This window comes from Streptosporangium sp. OZ121 (genome assembly GCF_051918885.1).
Taxonomy (GTDB): Bacteria; Actinomycetota; Actinomycetes; order Streptosporangiales; family Streptosporangiaceae; genus Streptosporangium.
On record NZ_JBPXMC010000003.1, the window covers coordinates 176,180 to 192,889 of the forward strand.

The 16,710-nt window shown below is 72.1% G+C and carries 15 protein-coding genes; 7 read left to right on the forward strand and 8 right to left on the reverse strand.

The features are described 5' to 3' along the window. Window position 1 precedes the first annotated feature (1 nt). Window positions 2-1,582, reverse strand: coding sequence for an aldehyde dehydrogenase family protein (locus ACTOQ1_RS08440; protein ID WP_440065673.1), 1,581 nt, complete (start codon window positions 1,580-1,582; stop codon window positions 2-4). A 277-nt stretch (window positions 1,583-1,859) separates the two neighbouring features. On the opposite strand from ACTOQ1_RS08440, the gene ACTOQ1_RS08445 reads away from it, so the two are divergent. Then, entirely contained in the window at window positions 1,860-2,438 is a 579-nt protein-coding gene (locus ACTOQ1_RS08445) for a CGNR zinc finger domain-containing protein (RefSeq protein ID WP_440065674.1), read from the forward strand. 126 nt (window positions 2,439-2,564) lie between these two features. On the opposite strand, the gene ACTOQ1_RS08450 is transcribed toward ACTOQ1_RS08445, so the two are convergent. The 7 genes from ACTOQ1_RS08450 to ACTOQ1_RS08480 are packed head-to-tail and all read right to left on the reverse strand — an operon-like array spanning window position 2,565 to window position 9,298. After that, window positions 2,565-3,710: an acyl-CoA dehydrogenase family protein gene (locus ACTOQ1_RS08450; RefSeq protein ID WP_440065675.1), complete on the reverse strand. Its 1,146-nt coding sequence runs from the start codon at window positions 3,708-3,710 to the stop codon at window positions 2,565-2,567. An 8-nt stretch (window positions 3,711-3,718) separates the two neighbouring features. Next, window positions 3,719-5,350 carry an AMP-binding protein gene (locus tag ACTOQ1_RS08455; RefSeq protein WP_440065676.1) on the reverse strand — a complete coding sequence of 544 codons (1,632 nt, stop codon included), beginning with the start codon at window positions 5,348-5,350 and terminating at the stop codon, window positions 3,719-3,721. Beyond that, the gene (locus ACTOQ1_RS08460) at window positions 5,347-6,309 is read right to left on the reverse strand and encodes a transketolase family protein (protein ID WP_440065677.1); all 963 of its coding nucleotides are present in this window, start codon (window positions 6,307-6,309) and stop codon (window positions 5,347-5,349) included. The genes ACTOQ1_RS08455 and ACTOQ1_RS08460 overlap by 4 nt, the downstream gene beginning before the upstream one ends. Next, the gene (locus ACTOQ1_RS08465) at window positions 6,306-7,193 is read right to left on the reverse strand and encodes a transketolase (RefSeq protein WP_440065678.1); all 888 of its coding nucleotides are present in this window, start codon (window positions 7,191-7,193) and stop codon (window positions 6,306-6,308) included. The genes ACTOQ1_RS08460 and ACTOQ1_RS08465 overlap by 4 nt, the downstream gene beginning before the upstream one ends. Window positions 7,194-7,213: 20 nt before the next feature. Continuing rightward, on the reverse strand, window positions 7,214-8,239 hold the full coding sequence (gene argC, locus ACTOQ1_RS08470) for an N-acetyl-gamma-glutamyl-phosphate reductase (RefSeq protein WP_440065679.1): 1,026 nt from the start codon (window positions 8,237-8,239) through the stop codon (window positions 7,214-7,216). Further along, window positions 8,236-9,099, reverse strand: a complete 864-nt coding sequence (locus ACTOQ1_RS08475) for a RimK family alpha-L-glutamate ligase (protein ID WP_440065680.1) — start codon at window positions 9,097-9,099, stop codon at window positions 8,236-8,238. Before ACTOQ1_RS08475 ends, argC begins: the two co-directional genes overlap by 4 nt. Before the next feature lie 16 nt (window positions 9,100-9,115). After that, a complete protein-coding gene (locus ACTOQ1_RS08480) occupies window positions 9,116-9,298 on the reverse strand; it encodes a lysine biosynthesis protein LysW (RefSeq protein WP_344745370.1) in 183 nt (60 codons plus the stop codon). Between the two features lie 266 nt (window positions 9,299-9,564). Here ACTOQ1_RS08480 and ACTOQ1_RS08485 point away from each other — a divergent pair, with 266 nt between their 5' ends. The 6 genes from ACTOQ1_RS08485 (at window position 9,565) to ACTOQ1_RS08510 (ending at window position 16,555) form a co-directional block, all read left to right on the forward strand. After that, window positions 9,565-10,527, forward strand: a complete 963-nt coding sequence (locus ACTOQ1_RS08485; protein WP_440065681.1) for a family 3 encapsulin nanocompartment shell protein — start codon at window positions 9,565-9,567, stop codon at window positions 10,525-10,527. After that, entirely contained in the window at window positions 10,520-11,440 is a 921-nt protein-coding gene (locus ACTOQ1_RS08490; protein WP_440065682.1) for a sulfotransferase, read from the forward strand. Before ACTOQ1_RS08485 ends, ACTOQ1_RS08490 begins: the two co-directional genes overlap by 8 nt. 62 nt (window positions 11,441-11,502) lie before the next feature. Beyond that, window positions 11,503-12,273 (forward strand): SDR family NAD(P)-dependent oxidoreductase, encoded by a 771-nt coding sequence (locus ACTOQ1_RS08495; protein WP_440065683.1) that lies wholly within the window; start codon window positions 11,503-11,505, stop codon window positions 12,271-12,273. 81 nt (window positions 12,274-12,354) lie between these two features. Beyond that, complete coding sequence (locus tag ACTOQ1_RS08500) at window positions 12,355-14,376, forward strand: M20/M25/M40 family metallo-hydrolase (RefSeq protein ID WP_440065684.1); 2,022 nt, start codon at window positions 12,355-12,357, stop codon at window positions 14,374-14,376. Beyond that, a complete protein-coding gene (gene cysD, locus ACTOQ1_RS08505; RefSeq protein WP_440065685.1) occupies window positions 14,376-15,308 on the forward strand; it encodes a sulfate adenylyltransferase subunit CysD in 933 nt (310 codons plus the stop codon). Before ACTOQ1_RS08500 ends, cysD begins: the two co-directional genes overlap by 1 nt. Then, window positions 15,308-16,555 carry a sulfate adenylyltransferase subunit 1 gene (locus ACTOQ1_RS08510; RefSeq protein ID WP_440065686.1) on the forward strand — a complete coding sequence of 416 codons (1,248 nt, stop codon included), beginning with the start codon at window positions 15,308-15,310 and terminating at the stop codon, window positions 16,553-16,555. The genes cysD and ACTOQ1_RS08510 overlap by 1 nt, the downstream gene beginning before the upstream one ends. Window positions 16,556-16,710 lie beyond the last annotated feature (155 nt).

Sequence of the window (16,710 nt, forward strand, 5' to 3'; positions counted from 1 at the left end):
TTTACTCCGTATCGGTCGCCGGGCGGATGATGCTGACGCCCTGCAGGTGCGAGGCGCGCAGCATGAGGTAGTTCGCCTCCCCGAAGGCGCCGCCGGTCAGGCCGGTCCCGCCGTGGGTGGGAAGGAACGGCAGGAAGCCGGCGTGCGAGTCGTTGATCTTGAGCTGGCCGCCGCTCGTGACCCCCTCGGCGAACCGGTCGATCACCGAGGGGTCGGCGGCCCAGAAGGAGTTGCGCAGGCCGTACGCGTTGCCGTTCACGAACTCGATGACCCGCTCCAGCAGGTCGTCGTCCGTCCCGCCGGCCTCGGGGACGATGACCGGCAGGAGGGGGAAGAACGTCTCGTCGCGTACCACCCACAGCGACCTGGAGTCGCGGAGCCCGTCGACCCGCAGGATCGTCGGCTCCAGGAAGAACCCGGTCTCCGACGCCGACCCGTCCACCTCCAGGCGGCGGCCGCCGTGGACGAGCGTCGCGCCCTGCCCGAGCGCCTGGGCGACGCAGGCGTGGAACGCGTCGACCATCAGGACCGGGGTGAGCACGACGCCGCGCTCCTCGGGGTAGCCGGGCTGGATCTTCTGCACGGCCACGGTCAGCCGCTCGACGAGCTCGTCGGCGATCGCGGGGTGGGCGACCACCTGGTTGGGCACGTTGCAGATCTGGCCCGACTGCGTGAAGAACTGCGTGAGGCTCTCCACCGCGACGTCCAGGTCCGCGTCGTGCCAGACCACGAAGCAGTCGTTGCCCGCGAGTTCCAGGATGGGCTTCTTGCCGGCCGCGACGCAGTCGCGCTCCAGGGCCAGGCCCTTCTTGCTGCCGCCGATGTAGACGATGTCGTCGACGTGCTCGCTGGCCAGCCAGGCGTCGAGCATGGGCGGCCCGCAGAGCGCGTTGAGCGTGCCGGGGGGCGCGCCCGCCTCCTCGAGCACCGGCGCCACGATCTCCCGCATCGTGTACATGACCGCGAGCGGGATCCCGCGCGGCGCGCGCACCACCACGGCGTTGCCGGCCAGGAGGGCGGTGACGCCGAACAGGGCGTTGGCGACCGCGGCGTTCTGCGGCGGGTTGACGCAGACCACCCCGTCGGGGACGCGTCGCAGGATCATCTCGCGCTCGCCGTCGTGCCGGTCGAAGCGCATCTGCGCGGCGCACCATCCGAGCGTTTCCCGGCTCCAGCCGGTGAGGGGGATCCCGTCGACCATGCCCTCGGCGAGGGAGCGGGGCTGCCCCTCGGCGACCAGGATCTCGACCAGCTCGTCCCGGTGCTCGGCGAGGCGTTCCGCGATGCGGTACCCGATCTCCATCCGGGTGGCGAGCGGGAAGCGGGCCCATTCCGGGGCGGCCCGGGCCGCCGATTCGAGGGCCAGTTCCACCATCGCCTCGTCGGCGACGGCACACGCTCCCGCGACGACGTCCCCGGCCGATTCGATGTCGACGACGCCCAGGTCAAGGTCGCGCTTGAGCCTCAGGCTGGAGAAGGTGTCCTCCAGGACGGCCCGCGCGGTGACCGTGTGGACGTACTTCCCGCTGTCGCCGGTGATGTCCCTGCCGCCGATGTAGGCGGGATAGACCCTGGTCGTCACGTCGTTTCCCTTCGCGCCCCGGATTTCTCTGTCGGATTTGTAGTTACCAGCAATTACGCTAAGGCGGTAACAAGGGTGGGACAACGGGGGTGCGATAAGACCTGCTTCTCGGGATGCGAACGCGAACCGTGGAGCGCGCGGCGCGACGGGGATGGAACGGCTCGCCGATCGTGCCCGTGCCCCGTGCCGACGCCGGTGGGGCGGGAAGCTTGGCGAGGCATGTCGAATCACCGATATTGACTACCGGTAAACATTTTTCGGTAGTAACCTTGTCAGGGTGAAACGACAACCGGGAGACAGAGCTGTGGCGCCGGGCCCGCTCGCGCTGGTGCAGGCGTTCGTCAACAGCGTCAACGTGGAGTTCGGCCCTGACCGTTTCGCCACCGCGGAGGGCCTCGCCACCTGGCTGGAACGCAACGGCCTCGGCGGCCCGGGGGTGGAGCCGGGCGAGCTGGATCGCCGCGACGCCGTGGTCCTGCGGGAGGCGCTCCGCGCGCTCCTGCGGGAGAACAACGGCGGGCCCCCCGACCCTCAGGCCCGCCGCACGATCGAGCACGTCGCGCGCGCCTGCCCGCTCGTCGTGGGGTTCGACGGGGAGGCCGGGGCCCTCGGCCTCCGGCCCGCGCTGACCGACGTGCGCGGGGCCCTCGCCGCGGTGCTGGCGTCCGTCGCCGATGCCGTCGCCGACGGTTCCTGGCAGCGCCTCAAGGCGTGCGGCGAGCACCGATGCGAGTGGGTCTTCTACGACCGGTCACGAAACCGGGGCAGCCGGTGGTGCTCGATGTCGGTGTGCGGGACGCGGGCCAAGATGCGCACCTACCGCGAGGCGAAGCGGGCGCACAACGAGACCGGGTGAGCCGGAGAGCCGGGTGGAGACGGTCCGGCCCTCCACCCGGCTCCCCGGTCGCGTCACCGATCCGGGCGCGTCACCGATGCGCCTCGCCGGAGATCACGGCTGCGCCTCGCCGGGGATCACGGCGGATCACGGTGCGTTCTCCCGGCCGAGAAGTTTTCTCGCGACGACGAGCTTGGTGGCCGCCGCGGTGCCGTCCGCGAGCTGGAGCCCGATGACGTCCCTGAGCCGCTGCGCGACCGGCCCGTCCTCCGACCAGCCGAGGTGGCCCATGGTCAGCAGGGACTGGTGAACGGCCTCCATCGCCGCCTTCGGCGCCCACCACTTGGCCATGTTGGAGGGGAGCCGCGGGTCCAGGCCGCCGTCGGCACGCCACAGCGCCTCGTACGACACCAGCCGTGCCGCGTGCAGCATGGTCGCGTGCTCGACCAGGGGGAAGGCGACCCCCTGGAACCTGCCGATGCGCTCGCCGAACGCCTCCCTGGCGCCCGCGTGGGCGACGGCCTCGTCGAGCGCGGCCCTGCCGACCCCGAGTGCCATCAGCGAGATGAGCGCCCGCGAGACGCCGAACCCGCGCATGACCGCGGCGAAGCCGAGTCCCGGTTGCCCGACCACGTCCCGGGGGCCGACGCGGACGCCGTCGAGGACGAGCCTGCCGCGCCCGCCGGACCGGCAGCCGAGGTCGGAGAGGACCTCGCGGCTCACCCTGGCCTCGTCGAGCCGGACGTAGAAGGCGGTGATGCCGTGCGCCCCCGGCTCTCCGGTGCGCGCGAAGACCAGGCCGTGCGTGGCGTAGGCGGCGAGCATGATGGAGGTCTTCTCGCCGTTCAGCACCCATCCGTCGCCGTCGGGCTCGGCGCGCATCTCGATGCCCGCGGCGTCGGTGCCGTGGCCGGGCTCGGTGAGGCAGAGCGCGACGATCGCCTCGCCGGTGGCGATCGGCGGCAGCCAGCCCGCCAGCTGCTCCGGCGTGCCGTTCGCGGCCAGGACGCCGCCGATGAGGGCGGCGTTGAGCACGGGGTAGCAGACCGACAGGTCCGCCGCCGCCAGCTCCTCCAGGGCGACGCCCGCGCTCACCGCGTCGAGCCCGCGCCCTCCGTACTCCTCGGGGACGCGCAGCGAGAACAACCCCTCCTCGCCCATCTCGGCGAGCAGCCCGGAACGGTAACCGCGCCGCGCGTCGCTCTCGTGGCGGTACGGGGCGACCCTGTCGGCGGCGAACTCCCGCACCCTCTTGGCGAGCGCCTGCTGTTCACTGGTGAATTCGAAGTCCATGACCTGTCCTAAGCCCGGAGCCGGTCGCGCAGGGCGAATTTCTGGATCTTTCCGGAAGGGGTTCTCGGCAGCGACGGCACGATCTCCAGCCGCTCGGGCCAGTACTGCTTGGCCATGCCGAGGCCGGCGAGGTGGCCGCGCATGTCGTCGATGGTGATCGGGGGATCCGACGGCGAGTCCGCCGTGACGAGGATCGCGCAGGCGCGCTCGCCCAGCCGCGGGTCCGGGTAGCCGACGACGGCCACGTCCTTGACGGCGCGGTGCCGCAGCAGGGCCGCCTCCACCTCCACGACGGGGATGTTCTCGGCGCCCCGCATGATGACGTCCTTGACCCGGCCGGTGATCCGGATGCCGCCGTGGCCGTCCTCGCGGGCCAGGTCCCCGGTGTCGAACCAGCCGTCCTCGGTCAGCGACTTCGCGTACACCTCGGGGCGGCGGAAGTAGCCGAGGCACTGGGCGGCGCCGCGGACCTGGAGCAGGCCGGGCTGCCCCGCGGCCACCGGCTCGCCCTCGCGGCCGACGATCCTGACCTCCATTCCCGGTACGGGGGTGCCGTCGCTCTCGGCCGCGCGCATCGCCGGGTCCTCGGGGCGGGTGATCGTCACGCAGCCGTTCTCGCTCATGCCCCACAGGGCGTACACCCGGCAGCCGAGGACCTCCCGCGCGTCCTCCACCAGGAGCGGCGCGATCGGCGCGCTGCCCGTGGCGAACGTCGCCAGCGCGGACAGGTCCCTCGGGGAGGCGCGCTGCGCCTCGATGAGGTCGGAGAGGAACGTGGGCGCGCCCATGAAGAACGTGACCTTCCGCTCCTCCAGGATCCGCAGCATCAGGGCCGGGTCCCACGCGTCCACCTGCACGGCCGTCGCGCCGAGGATGAGCGGCATGATGAAGTTCCAGGTGTAACCGGCCTGGTGGGTCGTGGGGGAACCCATCGCCGTCACTTCCCTGATCGTCAGGTGAAGCACGTCGGCCTGCGCCCTGTTCATCGAGTACAGGGTGTTGTGGCTGTGCACGACGCCCTTCGGCTCACCGGTCGTGCCGGAGGTGAACACGATCTGGGCGGGGTCGTCCGGTCCGGCCTCGAGGGCGTCGAGGGCCTCGATCTCCTCGGGGGAGGGGTCGGGGCCGAGGAGGTCGCGGTCGAAGTCGAGCGCGCCGCTCATACCGCCGCCGCCACCGCCACCGCCGCCGAGCAGCACCCGGTGGCGCAGGCCGGGGACGGCGCGGGCGACCTCGGCGCTCATGTCCGCGTACGAGAAGCCGCGGAACTCGGCCGCCGCGATGTATACGGGGCTGGCGGTGAGCCCGGTCATGAACTCGACCTCGCGCCTGCGCATGATCGGCACGACCGGGCCCGCCACGGCGCCGATCCGCGCGCACGCGAGGATCGACGCGACGAGCTGCCACGAGTTGGGCAGCTGCAGGGTCACCACGTCACCGCGGCCCACGCCCAGCCGCACCAGGCTCACCGCGAGGCGGTCGACGCGGTGGGCGAGCTCGGCGTAGGTCACCGTCTCGGCGACGCCGTCGCGGTAGCAGACGAGCGCCTGCTTGTCCGGGTGGTCGGCGGCGGAACGCCGGAGGTCGTCGAGGATAGTCTCGTCGCGCCACCAGCCGGCGGACCGGAAGTCGTCCTTCATCGGTGGTCCCTCCTCGGTCTGCCGAGGGCCGTCCTGGCCCGCGCGGCGACGGCCTGGGGGGTGATGCCACCCCGCTCCAGGAGATATCTCTGGCCACCGGAGACCGGCACGAACGCGTCCGGCATCGCCACCCGGTGCACCCTGACCGGCAGGATCTCGGAGAGGCTCTCGGCGACGGCGGCTCCGAAGCCCCCGGCGCGCCAGTGCTCCTCCACCGTGACCACGACGCCGGTCGCGCTCGCCGCGGCGGCGAGCGTGGCCGTGTCCAGCGGCTTGACCGTGTGCACGTGGATCACGGACGCCGCGATGCCGTCGCGCTCCAGCAGGTCCGCGGCGTCGAGGGCGGCGAGCACCGGGTACGGGCCGCAGGCGGCGAGCGTGACGTCGGTGCCCTCCCGCAGGGTCCGCGCCTGCCCGAGCCGTACGGGCGGGCCGTCGGGAAGGTCGGGGGTGGCGTTGCGGCCCAGCCGGAAGTAGACGGGGCCCGGCAGGAGGAGGGCCTGGCGGAACAGCTCGTCGGTGGTGGCCGCGTCGGCCGGGACGACGACGGTCATGTTCGGCAGGTTCCGCATGACGGCCAGATCCTCCAGCGAGTGGTGGGTGGGGCCGAGATGGCCGCCCGACACCCCGGAGTGGGTCGCGGCGATGCGGACGGGCAGGTTGTTGAGCGCGATGTCGACCTTGACGGCCTCCAGGGCCCGGGTCGAGGCGAACGCCGCCATCGTGTTCACGACGGGCACGCGCCCCTCCTTGGCGAGCCCGGCCGCGGCGCCCATGAGGGTGTGCTCGGCGATGCCCAGGTTGAGGTACCTGTCGCCCGCCTCGCCGAAGTCGACCCCGCTGAACAGGCCGGTGTCGCTGTCCAGGCAGATCAGCCGCTCGTCGGCGGGCATGAGTTCCACGAGCACGTCCCGGTAGACCTCACGGGACGAGCGCGTCTTCAGTGTGGTGGCGGTCATCGCCGCTCTCCTTCCGAGGCGGCGCGCAGGTCTTCCGCGGCGGCGCGCAGGGCGGAGAGCGCGCGGCGGTGCTGCCGGTCGCCCAGCTTGGCGTAGTGACTGCGTGCCTGCCCCTCGATGAAGGGCAGTCCCTTGCCCTTGACGGTGTGGGCGATGATCAGGGTGGGCCGCCCCCGCTCGGGCGGCGCGGTGAACGCCGCGGTCAGCGCGCCGACGTCGTGGCCGTCCACCTCGCGGACCTGCCAGCCGAAGGCCTGCCACCGGTCGGCCAGCGGCTCCAGGTCGCCGACGGACTCCGTCTCGCCGGTGATCTGGAGGCGGTTGCGGTCGATCACGGCGGTGAGGTTGTCCAGCCCGTGGTTCGCGGCCACGCTCGCGGCCTCCCAGACCGAGCCCTCCTGGAGCTCGCCGTCGCCCATGACCACGAAGCACCGGCGGCCTGAGCCGCCGAGCCTGGCCGCGAGCGCGACCCCGACGCCCAGCGCCAGGCCGTGGCCCAGAGAGCCGGACGGCATCTCCACGCCGGGAATCTCGGCGTGGGGGTGGGCCATGAAGGAGCTCCCCGGCAGCGCGTAGTCGGCGAGCCGCTCCTCGGGGAAGAAGCCGGCCTCGCAGAGGGTCGCGTAGAGGGCGATGCCCGCGTGTCCCTTGCTCAGCAGCAACATGTCCCGGTCGGGCGAACCCGGGTTCCGGGGGTCGATGCGCATGATCTGGAAGTACAGGGTGGCGAGAACCTCGACGAGGGACATGGAACCCCCCAGGTGCCCGCCCTCGGGACTCGCGCACATGTTCACGATGTGTTCCCTGATCCGGCCCGTCACCGCGGCCGGATCGGTCATCTCGCCCGCCTGGGTCGTACCCGGCAGGGTGGAGGTGCTGCTCACGTCTGCTCCTTTCGCCTCGGTCAGTTCGGGTGCAGGCCGATGAAGTCGAGCCCGAGGGACTCGGGCAGGCCGAGCCGGATGTTCATGCACTGCACCGCGTTCCCGGAACCGCCCTTGACCAGGTTGTCCAGGGCCGCGATCACCGTCACGCCGTCCGACTCCGGGTCCAGGGCGAAGCCGACGTCGCAGAAGTTGGAACCGGACAGGATCTTCGCGTCCGGGAACCGGTGCAGGCCGCGCCGCTGGGCGACCACGCGGACGAACGGCTCGTTCCCGTACCGCTCCCGGTAGACGGTGCGGATGTCCCGCTCGCCGACACCGTCGGCGAGGCGTGCCCTGCACAGCAGCTGCACCCCTCGTACGGCCTCCACTCCCGTCGCCGTCATGCTGACGGGAAGCCCGGTCGCCTGGGAGATCTCCGCCTCGTGCCGGTGGCGCGTCGGGGCGAAGACCCTGAGCGCGCCGCTGCGCTCGGCGTGCAGGTTCTCCGAGCCCGCGGTCGCCCCGGCGCCGCTGGAACCGGTCCTGGCGTCGACCGTTATCTCGTCCCTGATCAGTCCGGCCTCGGCCAGCGGGGCGAGCGCCAGGATCCCGGCGTTCGCCATGCAGCCGGGCACGCTGATCCGGTCGGCCGTCCGCAGGCGGTCCCGGTGGAACTCCGGCACGCCGGGCACGAAGGTGCCGAGAAGCTCGGGGGCCTCGTGCGGGACCCCGTAGTAGTCCGCGTAGGTGTCGGCGGACCGCAACCGGAAGTCGCCGGACAGGTCGATGATCGTGTCGGCCCTGCCGAGGAACTCCGGCATCCGGCGCATCGTCTCCCGGTGCGGTGTCGCCAGGAACAGGACGTCGTAGTGGTCGAGCCGGTCCTCCGCGCAGAAGGTCAGCCGGGTCCTTCCCCTCAGGTTCGGGTGGACCCCGTCGATCTGGCGGCCCCGCAGGCGCCGGGAGGTGGCGGCGGCCAGCTCGACCTCCGGATGGGTGGTCAGGATGCGCAGGAGCTCGCCGCCGATGTAGCCGGCGGCTCCGACGACCGCGACGCGTGTCATGTCTCTCCCCTCGCGATGAGATGGGCCGCGATGGCGTCCGCCACGTCGACCCTGGAGCCGTGGGCCTCCTGGAAGCCCCTGAACTCCACCCGGTCGTTGACTTCGAGCACGGTCAGGTGCCCGTCCACGTCCTCGATGAGGTCGACGCCCGCGATGTCGGTGCCGACCGCCTCGGCGGCGGCGACCGCGAGCTTGGCGTGGACGGGGCCGAGCGGGCAGTACTCGCTCACGGCGCCCCTCGCCACGTTGGTGCGCCACTCCTCGCCCCGGCGGTAGGTCGCGCCGAGCGCCTCGCCGCCCACGACGAGCACGCGGAGGTCCCGGTCGGCCTTGGGCACCTGCTCCTGCAGGTAGACCACGTGCGACTGCGGGGAGGGGAGCGCGGCGACGTGTTCGAGCACGGCCGTCGCCACGGCGCGGTCCGTGACCCTGGTCACCAGCCGGCCCCAGGAGCCGACCAGCGGTTTGACCACGGCCGGGTAGCCGATCTCGTCCAGGGCCTCCAGCGCCGCTTCCGACGTCATCGCCAGCGCGGTCCTGGGCGTCGGCAGCCCGCTTTTCAGCAGGGCCGCCGACGTGTGCCACTTGTCGCCGCTGAGATGTGTGGCGGCGGCGCTGTTCAGCACCGTCACCCCCGCCGACTCCAGGGCACTCGCCGCGTAGAGAGCGCGGAAGTGCCCGACTTCGCGATTGAGGACGAGGGTGGGACCCGTCCAGGCCGAGTCGTCCGCGACGAACAGCGACCTGGGGTCCAGGTGCTCGAACCTGGCGCCGCGCCGTTCGAGGGCGCCCATGATGCTCTTTTCCTCGAACCGCACTCGTGACGCGAGGACGGCGAGGTGAGGTGCTACGGAATCCATGGCACAGCTCCCTCCGCTACTCGCCCCAGTCTTCTTCGACGTCCGGTGCCAGCGTGAGGGTCGGAGGCTGGACGGAGGCGATCTCCAGCTCGCTCCGGCAGTCCAGGCACTCGACGATCTCGCTCACCCTGGCGTCTCCGTCGATCGTCACCTCGGCCGCGCACTCAGGGCATTCCGGGCCGTTCACAACCTTCTGCATGAGCTCATCCCTGTTCGTAGTTGTCCGAGATTGTCTTATAAACCGTAACCCCATTTCCCGTGAAACAGCTAATAAGTGGTTTTACTCGAAATGAACGATATCGCTTATGTGGCGATCTCATAACGCCGATCTATTACCTCATAAGCATCGCTTCTTGGGTAGGGGCCGAAAATTGCCGTGTCGGGTGACTAAGCTATTTGGTGGTGATTATTTGATTGCTTGTCGTCATCTTCAGAGGTCTCCAGATGTCTCCAGAAGGAGGGGTAATGCGAGGGATCGCAGAGAGTCCGGCCGTCAACGGCAACGGTGCGCACCCGGCTCCATCTGATCTTGATTTCGATTTCGGAACCGTCGAGCGCACGCCGGGCGAGGAGTTCGCGGCCGCCGTGAGCGCGGCCGGCGAACGCGCGGGCGACGGTGACCGTGCCGGTGAGCGGGCCGGAGAACGGGGGGACCTGGTGGTGCCCTTCGGCATGCACCTGCCCGCCGCGTTCCCGCTCTTCGCCTCCCGCCCCCGCTATCCGGTACGCCACCTGCTGAAGACCGCGCCCGTGGCCGACGGCCCGGCGTCCTACGTCCACGAACCTCCCCGGGGGCGGTTGAGCGAGTCGGGCACCTCCTACGCCGCCACCCCCGAGGCGGCCTTCGCGCCCAGGATCGAGCGGACCAGACTCACCGACCTCACCGTCTCCGTGCCGATCCCCGAGGGGATCCTCGGGCAGCCCGCGCTGCTGGCCCCGTACGTCGACTACCGCGTGCTCGTCCGGCTGTCGGTGGCGGAGAACGAGGCGCTGCTGCACGGCACCCGCGACGGAGCGATCACCGGGCTGCTCCGGCTGCCCGGCACCCGCCACCGGCGGACCGGCCTCGGCCTCGAGGAGGCGGCCACCGAGGCCGCCGCCGAGGTGGAGGAGACCGGCGGCTCGTGCGACGGCGTCGTCGCCCACCCCGCGGTCTACTGGGAGATGGTCAGGACGGGCATGCTCGGCCGGCTGGCCGCCGCCGGGATCACCGTGTCGAGGACGCGCATGATCCCGAGGGACACCCTGCTCATGGGGGACTTCCGCGCCGCGTTCACCCTGCTGCTGCCCGGCACCTCCTTCCTCGCACTGCGCCGCGGCGCCGGGACCGACGGCGCCGACCTCGTCGAGGCGAGCACCCGCGTCGGCCTCGCCGTGCACCTGCCGCAGCACCTGATGACGCTGTCGTGGGGTGGCCGCCATGGGTGACCCGCGGATCCTGTACATCACCGGGTGGATGCGGAGCGGCAGCACCCTGCTCGGGAACGTCCTCGGCGAGCTCCCCGGCGTCCTGCACGCCGGCGAGCTGCACTACCTGTGGCGCAACGGCGTGCTGAACGCCGGCACGAACTCCAGCTGCGGCTGCGGCAGGGACCTGACCGCGTGCGACGTCTGGTCCCCGGTCCTCGGATCCGGCGACGTGGCGCAGGCCGGCGCCGCGCGCCGGATGATGATCCTGCAGCGCTTCCTGCTGCGGACCCGCCACACCAGGACCCGCCTCGCGGAGGCCCAGGGCAGGACACCGACGGCGCCCGGCGTCGAGGAGGCGCTCGGACGCACCGCCGCCGTCTACCGGGCGCTGGCCACGAGCGGCGGCGAGCGCCTGATCGTGGACGGCTCGAAGTATCCCGCCGAGGCGGCCGCGCTGCTGGGGCGTACGGACCTGGACGTCCGGGTGCTGCACATGGTGCGCGACCCCCGCGCGACGGCGTTCTCCTACAAGAACGCCAAGGAGTACATCGACCCGATGAGCCCCGCCCGCAGCAGCGGGTACTGGAGCGCGTTCAACGTCGCGTCGGAACTCGTCGGAGGGGCCGCCCCCGACCGGTACCTGCGGGTCAGGCACGAGGACCTCTGCGACCGGCCGCGAGAGGTCGTCGAGCGGGTCATGCGGTTCGCGGGGCTGGCGGGAGAGCCGCCGGTCGACGGGACCGGCCTGGTCTCGCTCGGGGAGAACCACACGGTGACCGGCAACCCCGACCGGCTGTCCAAGGGCGACACCAAGATCCGTTCCGACGAGCGCTGGCGCACCGCGCTGTCCGCGCGGGAGATCGCCGCCGCGACGGCGCCGGCCCTGCCGGTGCTCACCCGCTACGGGTACCCGCTCCTGCCGACGAGGTAGGCGACCGCCGCGGGTACCCGCTCCTGCCGATCGGGCAGGCACGAGAATTAGGGAGCCATTTCATGGATCTTCGGCTTAAAGGGCGCGTGGCCCTGGTGGCGGCTTCGAGCAGTGGGCTCGGGCTGGCCGTGGCCAAGACCCTCGCGGCGGAGGGGGCGAACGTCTCGATCTGCGGCCGTGATCCCGCCAAGCTGGCCACGGCCCACGTCGAGGTCAACACGATGGGAACGGGCGAGGTGCTCAGCACCCCCGTGGACCTGCGCGACGAGCGGGCCGCCGCCGAATGGGTGCGGCGGACCGCGGACACGTTCGGCGGGCTGGACATCGTGGTGACCAACTCCGGCGGGGTCCCGTTCGGGCCCGTCGACAGCTTCCAGGTCGCCGACTACCGGGCGGCCATCGACGGGAACCTCCTGCCGCACGTGAGCGTCACCCTCGCGGCGCTGCCCTTCATCAAGGAGGGCGGCTGGGGCCGCATGCTGATGATCGCCTCGGAGTCGGTGCGCCAGCCTCACCCGGAGAGCGGCCTGTCGTCGGTGGCCAGGCTGGGCCTGCTCGGCTACATGAAGGGACTGGTGCACGCGCTCGGCGCGAACGGGGTCACGATCAACATCCTCGCCCCGGGCTTCCACCGCACCCCCATCCTCGACGAGCAGTTCGGCGCGGAGGTGGAGACGGAGATCGCCCGCGTCGCCGAGCGGATCCCCCTCGGCAGGATCGGGGACGTGGCGGATTTCGGCGCGCTGGCCGCCATGCTCGCCAGCGACCAGGCCTCGTACGTCACGGGCACGGTTTTCGTGGCCGACGGAGGCAACACCCGCGGCATCGGCTGAAGGCATCGGCCGAGGACATCAGCCGAGGACATCGGCTGAGGACATCGGCCGACCGGCCGGGAAGCTGAGGAGGAGCGAAAGATGTCCGTACTCGGACACGTCGCCAGTACGCGCAAGGCGGCACTCTACGTAGTCAAGATAGGCAGCGCGAGTCTCGGCCACGACGCGCTCTTCGACGAGCTGGCGCTGCTGCGCCGCCGCGGCGCCCGCGTGCTCCTCGTCGCGGGCGGCGCGGCCGGCATCACCCGGCACTACGCCGACATCGGCCGCCCGGTCAGGACACTGAGCCTGCGGGGCGACAGCGAGGTGCGCTACTGCCCTCCCGAGGAGATGCCGCACATCGTGGACGCGTACGAGCGGGTGACGCTGCCGCGCGTGCGCGACGCGCTCACCTCGCGCGGGCTCACCGTCTTCGCCTCGGTCGCGCGGGACGGGGCGCTGGTGAGCGCCCAGGCCAACCGGCCGCTGCGGGCCGTGCGGGACGGCAGGACGACGGTGGTCCGCGACCACCGGGCGGGCACCGTGACCGGAGTGGCCGCGGACCGCCTCCAGGCGCTGCTCGACGCGTTCGACGTGGTGTGCCTCTCGCCGCCCGTCGCCGACGGCTCCGGTGGCACCGACGGCGGCGACGGCTCAGCGCTCAACGTCGACGCCGACGTCCTCGCCGCCGAGCTGGCCAACGCCCTCGCCGCCGACCACCTGCGCCTCGTCACGGGCACGCCGGGACTGCTCGCCGATCCGGAGGATCCCGCGAGCCGCCTGGCCGACGTCGTACGCGGCGAGGGGGAGCGGTTCGCGCGGGGCCGGATGCGGCAGAAGGTACGCGCGGCGGAGATCGCCCTCGACGGGAGCGCCGACGTCGCGATAACCGGGCCGCACATCCTGTCGCCCGCGTCGGGAACGCGCTTCTGGCGCGCCCCGGCGCCCGCGCCGGACCTGTCGCTCCTCGCCCGCGCCGTGGAGATCTCCTCGGTGTCGGCCGACGAGCGGGAGCTCGCCGAGTACCTGGTGGACTGGTGCACGGAGCGCGGCGTCCACGCGGAGATCGACGCGGCCGGCAACCTCGTGGCCACCCGTGGCTCCGGCGACCGGCGGCTGCTCATGCTCGGGCACCTCGACACCGTGCCGCACCGGTGGCCGGTGCGCTGGGACGGGCTGACGATCACCGGCCGGGGCTGCGTCGACGCCAAGGCCAGCCTCGTCGCCTACCTGGAGACCCTCGCGGACATGGACGTGCCGAGCTGGGCGCAGGTGCGCGTCGTCGGCGCGGTCGAGGAGGAGGTCACCTCGGCGGGGGCCTTCCACGCCAGGGACCACTACCCGGCCGACGCGGTGGTCGTGGGCGAGCCCAGTGGCGAGAAGGCCCTGACCATCGGCTACTACGGCCTGCTCAAGGTGCGGCTGCGCGTCAGCCACAGCGTCGGGCACACCGCGGGACAGGGCGTCACCACCGCCGCCGACCAGATGGTGGACGTCCTGAGCAGGCTGCGCGACGAGATCGGCAGGGCCGACTCCCAGGCGCTGGTGGCCGTGCTCGGCATCCACGCGGTGAACGGCGGGGACGTCCAGCTGGGCGAGACCGTCGTCGACGTGCGGGTTCCCCCCACCCTGGACCTGGAACACCTCGTCGAGCTCGTCCGCCGGGTCGCGGGACCGGTCGTCGTGGAGGTGCTCCGCGCCACGCCCGGAGTGGTCACCTCCCGCACCAGCCCGCTGGTGAAGGCGTTCTCGCGTGCCTTCAGGGAGGAGGGCGTGGCTCCGAGGTTCCTCGCGAAGAAGGGGAGCAGTGACATGAACACCCTCGCCACCACCTGGCGGGGAGTGCCCATGGTCGCCTACGGCGCGGGTGACGCCGCGCTCGACCACACGCCGGACGAGCACCTCGACGCCGAGGAGTTCAGACGGGCCAGGACCGTGCTGTCCAGGGCGGTCGCGAACTGGGTGGAGCAGGGCCGCCCACCGGCGACGCCGGCCACACCGCAGGACGCGGCCGGGCCCGCCGAAGGTGCCGGGCCCGCCGGTGGCGCCGGGGCGGGCGAGACCGCTGGAGCCGCTGGAGCCGCTGGAGCCGCTGAGGCTGTCGCAGGAGAGAGGACACCGTGATGACAACGATCGCCGTCGACGAGACCGCCGGCCACACCTACCAGCTGTCCCACCTGGACGCGCTGGAGGCGGAGGCCGCCCACATCTTCCGGGAGACGGCCGGGGAGTTCGACCGGCCGGTGATCCTCTTCTCCGGGGGCAAGGACTCCATCGTCATGCTCCACCTGGCGCGCAAGGCGTTCGCCCCCGCGCCGGTGCCGTTCCCCCTGTTGCACGTCGACACCGGCCACAACTTCCCCGAGGTCATCGGCTACCGGGACCGCGTCGTCGCCGAGCACGGCCTGCGGCTGGAGGTCGCCTCGGTCCAGGAGCTCATCGACCGGGGTGAGCTGGCCGAGCGGCCCGACGGCTCGCGCAACCCGCTGCAGACGGTGCCGCTGCTCGATGCCATCGAGACGAACGGTTTCGACGCGGTCTTCGGCGGCGGGCGGCGGGACGAGGAGAAGGCCCGCGCCAAGGAGCGGGTGTTCTCCCTGCGCGACGACTTCGGCGCCTGGGACCCGCGGCGGCAGCGGCCCGAGCTGTGGAACCTCTACAACGGCCGCCACTCGCCCGGCGAGCACGTCCGCGTCTTCCCGCTGTCGAACTGGACCGAGCTGGACGTCTGGCAGTACATCCTCAGGGAGGGGATCGAGCTTCCGCCGATCTACTTCGCGCACGAGCGCGAGGTCTTCTCGCGCCGGGGCATGTGGCTCGCCCCCGGCGCGTGGGGCGGCCCGAGGGAGGACGAGCCCCTGGAGCGGCGCCTCGTGCGGTACCGCACGGTCGGCGACATGTCGTGCACCGGCGCCGTCGACTCCGGCGCCGCGACCCTGGAGGCGGTCATCGAGGAGATCTGCTCCTCCAGGCTGACCGAGCGGGGCGCCACCCGCGCCGACGACAAGCTGAGCGAGGCCGCCATGGAGGACCGCAAACGGGAGGGCTACTTCTGATGACCACCACACTGCTGCGTTTCGCCACCGCCGGATCCGTGGACGACGGGAAGTCCACCCTCGTCGGCCGGCTGCTGTACGACTCGAAATCGATCCTCGCCGACCAGTTGGAGGCGGTGGAGGCGGCCTCGCGCAAGCAGGGCCTGGAGACCGCCGACCTCGCGCTGCTCACGGACGGCCTGCGCGCCGAGCGCGAGCAGGGAATCACGATCGACGTCGCGTACCGCTACTTCGCCACCGCGCGCAGGCGCTTCATCCTCGCCGACACGCCCGGCCACGTGCAGTACACCCGCAACATGGTCACCGGCGCCTCGACCGCCGAGCTCGTGCTCATCGTCGTCGACGCCCGCAACGGCGTCGTCTCGCAGACCAGGCGGCACGCCGCCGTCGCCGGCCTCCTCCGCGTCCCCCACGTCGTGCTGGCCGTGAACAAGATGGACCTCGTCGGCTGGGACGAGGGGGTCTTCGCGGCGATCGCCGAGGAGTTCACCGAACACGCGTCCGGCCTCGGGATCGGCGAGGTGACCGCGATCCCGATCTCCGCCCTCACCGGCGACAACATCGTCACCCCCTCGCCGAACATGGACTGGCACACCGGTCCCACGATCCTGGAACTCCTGGAGACGGTGCCGGTGGGCGTCGACCCCTCCCGGGCGCCCGCGCGGCTTCCCGTCCAGTACGTCATCCGGGCGGACGGCCACCGCGCCTACGCCGGCCAGATCTCCAGCGGCGTCCTGCGCGTCGGCGAGCGCGTCACGGTCCTGCCCGGCGGGCGGACCTCCACGGTGGCGGCGATCGACGTGCTCGGCGAGCCCGTCGCCACGGCGTGGGCGCCGCAGTCGGTCGCCGTACGCCTCTCCGACGACGTCGACGTCTCCAGAGGCTCCCTCATCGTGCCGGAGGACGCGGCCCCCGACCTCACCTGCGAGCTGCGCACGACCACCTGCCACCTCCACGAGCGCGCCCTGCGCGTGGGGGAACGGGTCCTGGTCAAGCACACCACCAGGACGGTCCAGGCGGTCGTCGAGGACATCGTGCCCTCCGTCGCCCTGGGGGATCTGACCTGCGCCCCGGAGGCGGACAGCCTCGCCGTCAACGAGATCGCGAACGTCGTGCTGCGTACCACCGACCCTCTCGCGGCCGACCCCTACGCGCGGTCCCGCATGACCGGTTCCTGCCTGCTGATCGATCCGGCGGACGGGACCACCCGCGCCGCGGGGATCGTCGAGGAGACGCCGCCGGGGTGAGCGCCGACCGCGAGAGCGTCAGTGGATCCGCCATGAGAGTGTCGGCGCGCGGACGTCCGGCCGTGGAAGGCGGGCGCGGTCCACGGCGTCCGGGGGCGCCTGGGCGCCGAAGGGAACCGCGGCAGGCCCGCCCCGCGGCGCAGGCGAGACGGGCC

Excerpts from the sequence above, each read along its gene's own strand:
- ACTOQ1_RS08450 (WP_440065675.1), bottom strand. The coding sequence starts at position 3,710 with ATGGACTTCGAATTCACCAGTGAACAGCAGGCGCTCGCCAAGAGGGTG.
- ACTOQ1_RS08455 (WP_440065676.1), bottom strand. The coding sequence starts at position 5,350 with ATGAAGGACGACTTCCGGTCCGCCGGCTGGTGGCGCGACGAGACTATC.
- ACTOQ1_RS08460 (WP_440065677.1), bottom strand. The coding sequence starts at position 6,309 with ATGACCGCCACCACACTGAAGACGCGCTCGTCCCGTGAGGTCTACCGG.
- argC (WP_440065679.1), bottom strand. The coding sequence starts at position 8,239 with ATGACACGCGTCGCGGTCGTCGGAGCCGCCGGCTACATCGGCGGCGAG.
- ACTOQ1_RS08475 (WP_440065680.1), bottom strand. The coding sequence starts at position 9,099 with ATGGATTCCGTAGCACCTCACCTCGCCGTCCTCGCGTCACGAGTGCGG.
- ACTOQ1_RS08480 (WP_344745370.1), bottom strand. The coding sequence starts at position 9,298 with ATGCAGAAGGTTGTGAACGGCCCGGAATGCCCTGAGTGCGCGGCCGAG.
- ACTOQ1_RS08485 (WP_440065681.1), top strand. The coding sequence starts at position 9,565 with ATGCGAGGGATCGCAGAGAGTCCGGCCGTCAACGGCAACGGTGCGCAC.
- ACTOQ1_RS08490 (WP_440065682.1), top strand. The coding sequence starts at position 10,520 with ATGGGTGACCCGCGGATCCTGTACATCACCGGGTGGATGCGGAGCGGC.
- ACTOQ1_RS08495 (WP_440065683.1), top strand. The coding sequence starts at position 11,503 with ATGGATCTTCGGCTTAAAGGGCGCGTGGCCCTGGTGGCGGCTTCGAGC.
- ACTOQ1_RS08500 (WP_440065684.1), top strand. The coding sequence starts at position 12,355 with ATGTCCGTACTCGGACACGTCGCCAGTACGCGCAAGGCGGCACTCTAC.
- cysD (WP_440065685.1), top strand. The coding sequence starts at position 14,376 with ATGACAACGATCGCCGTCGACGAGACCGCCGGCCACACCTACCAGCTG.
- ACTOQ1_RS08510 (WP_440065686.1), top strand. The coding sequence starts at position 15,308 with ATGACCACCACACTGCTGCGTTTCGCCACCGCCGGATCCGTGGACGAC.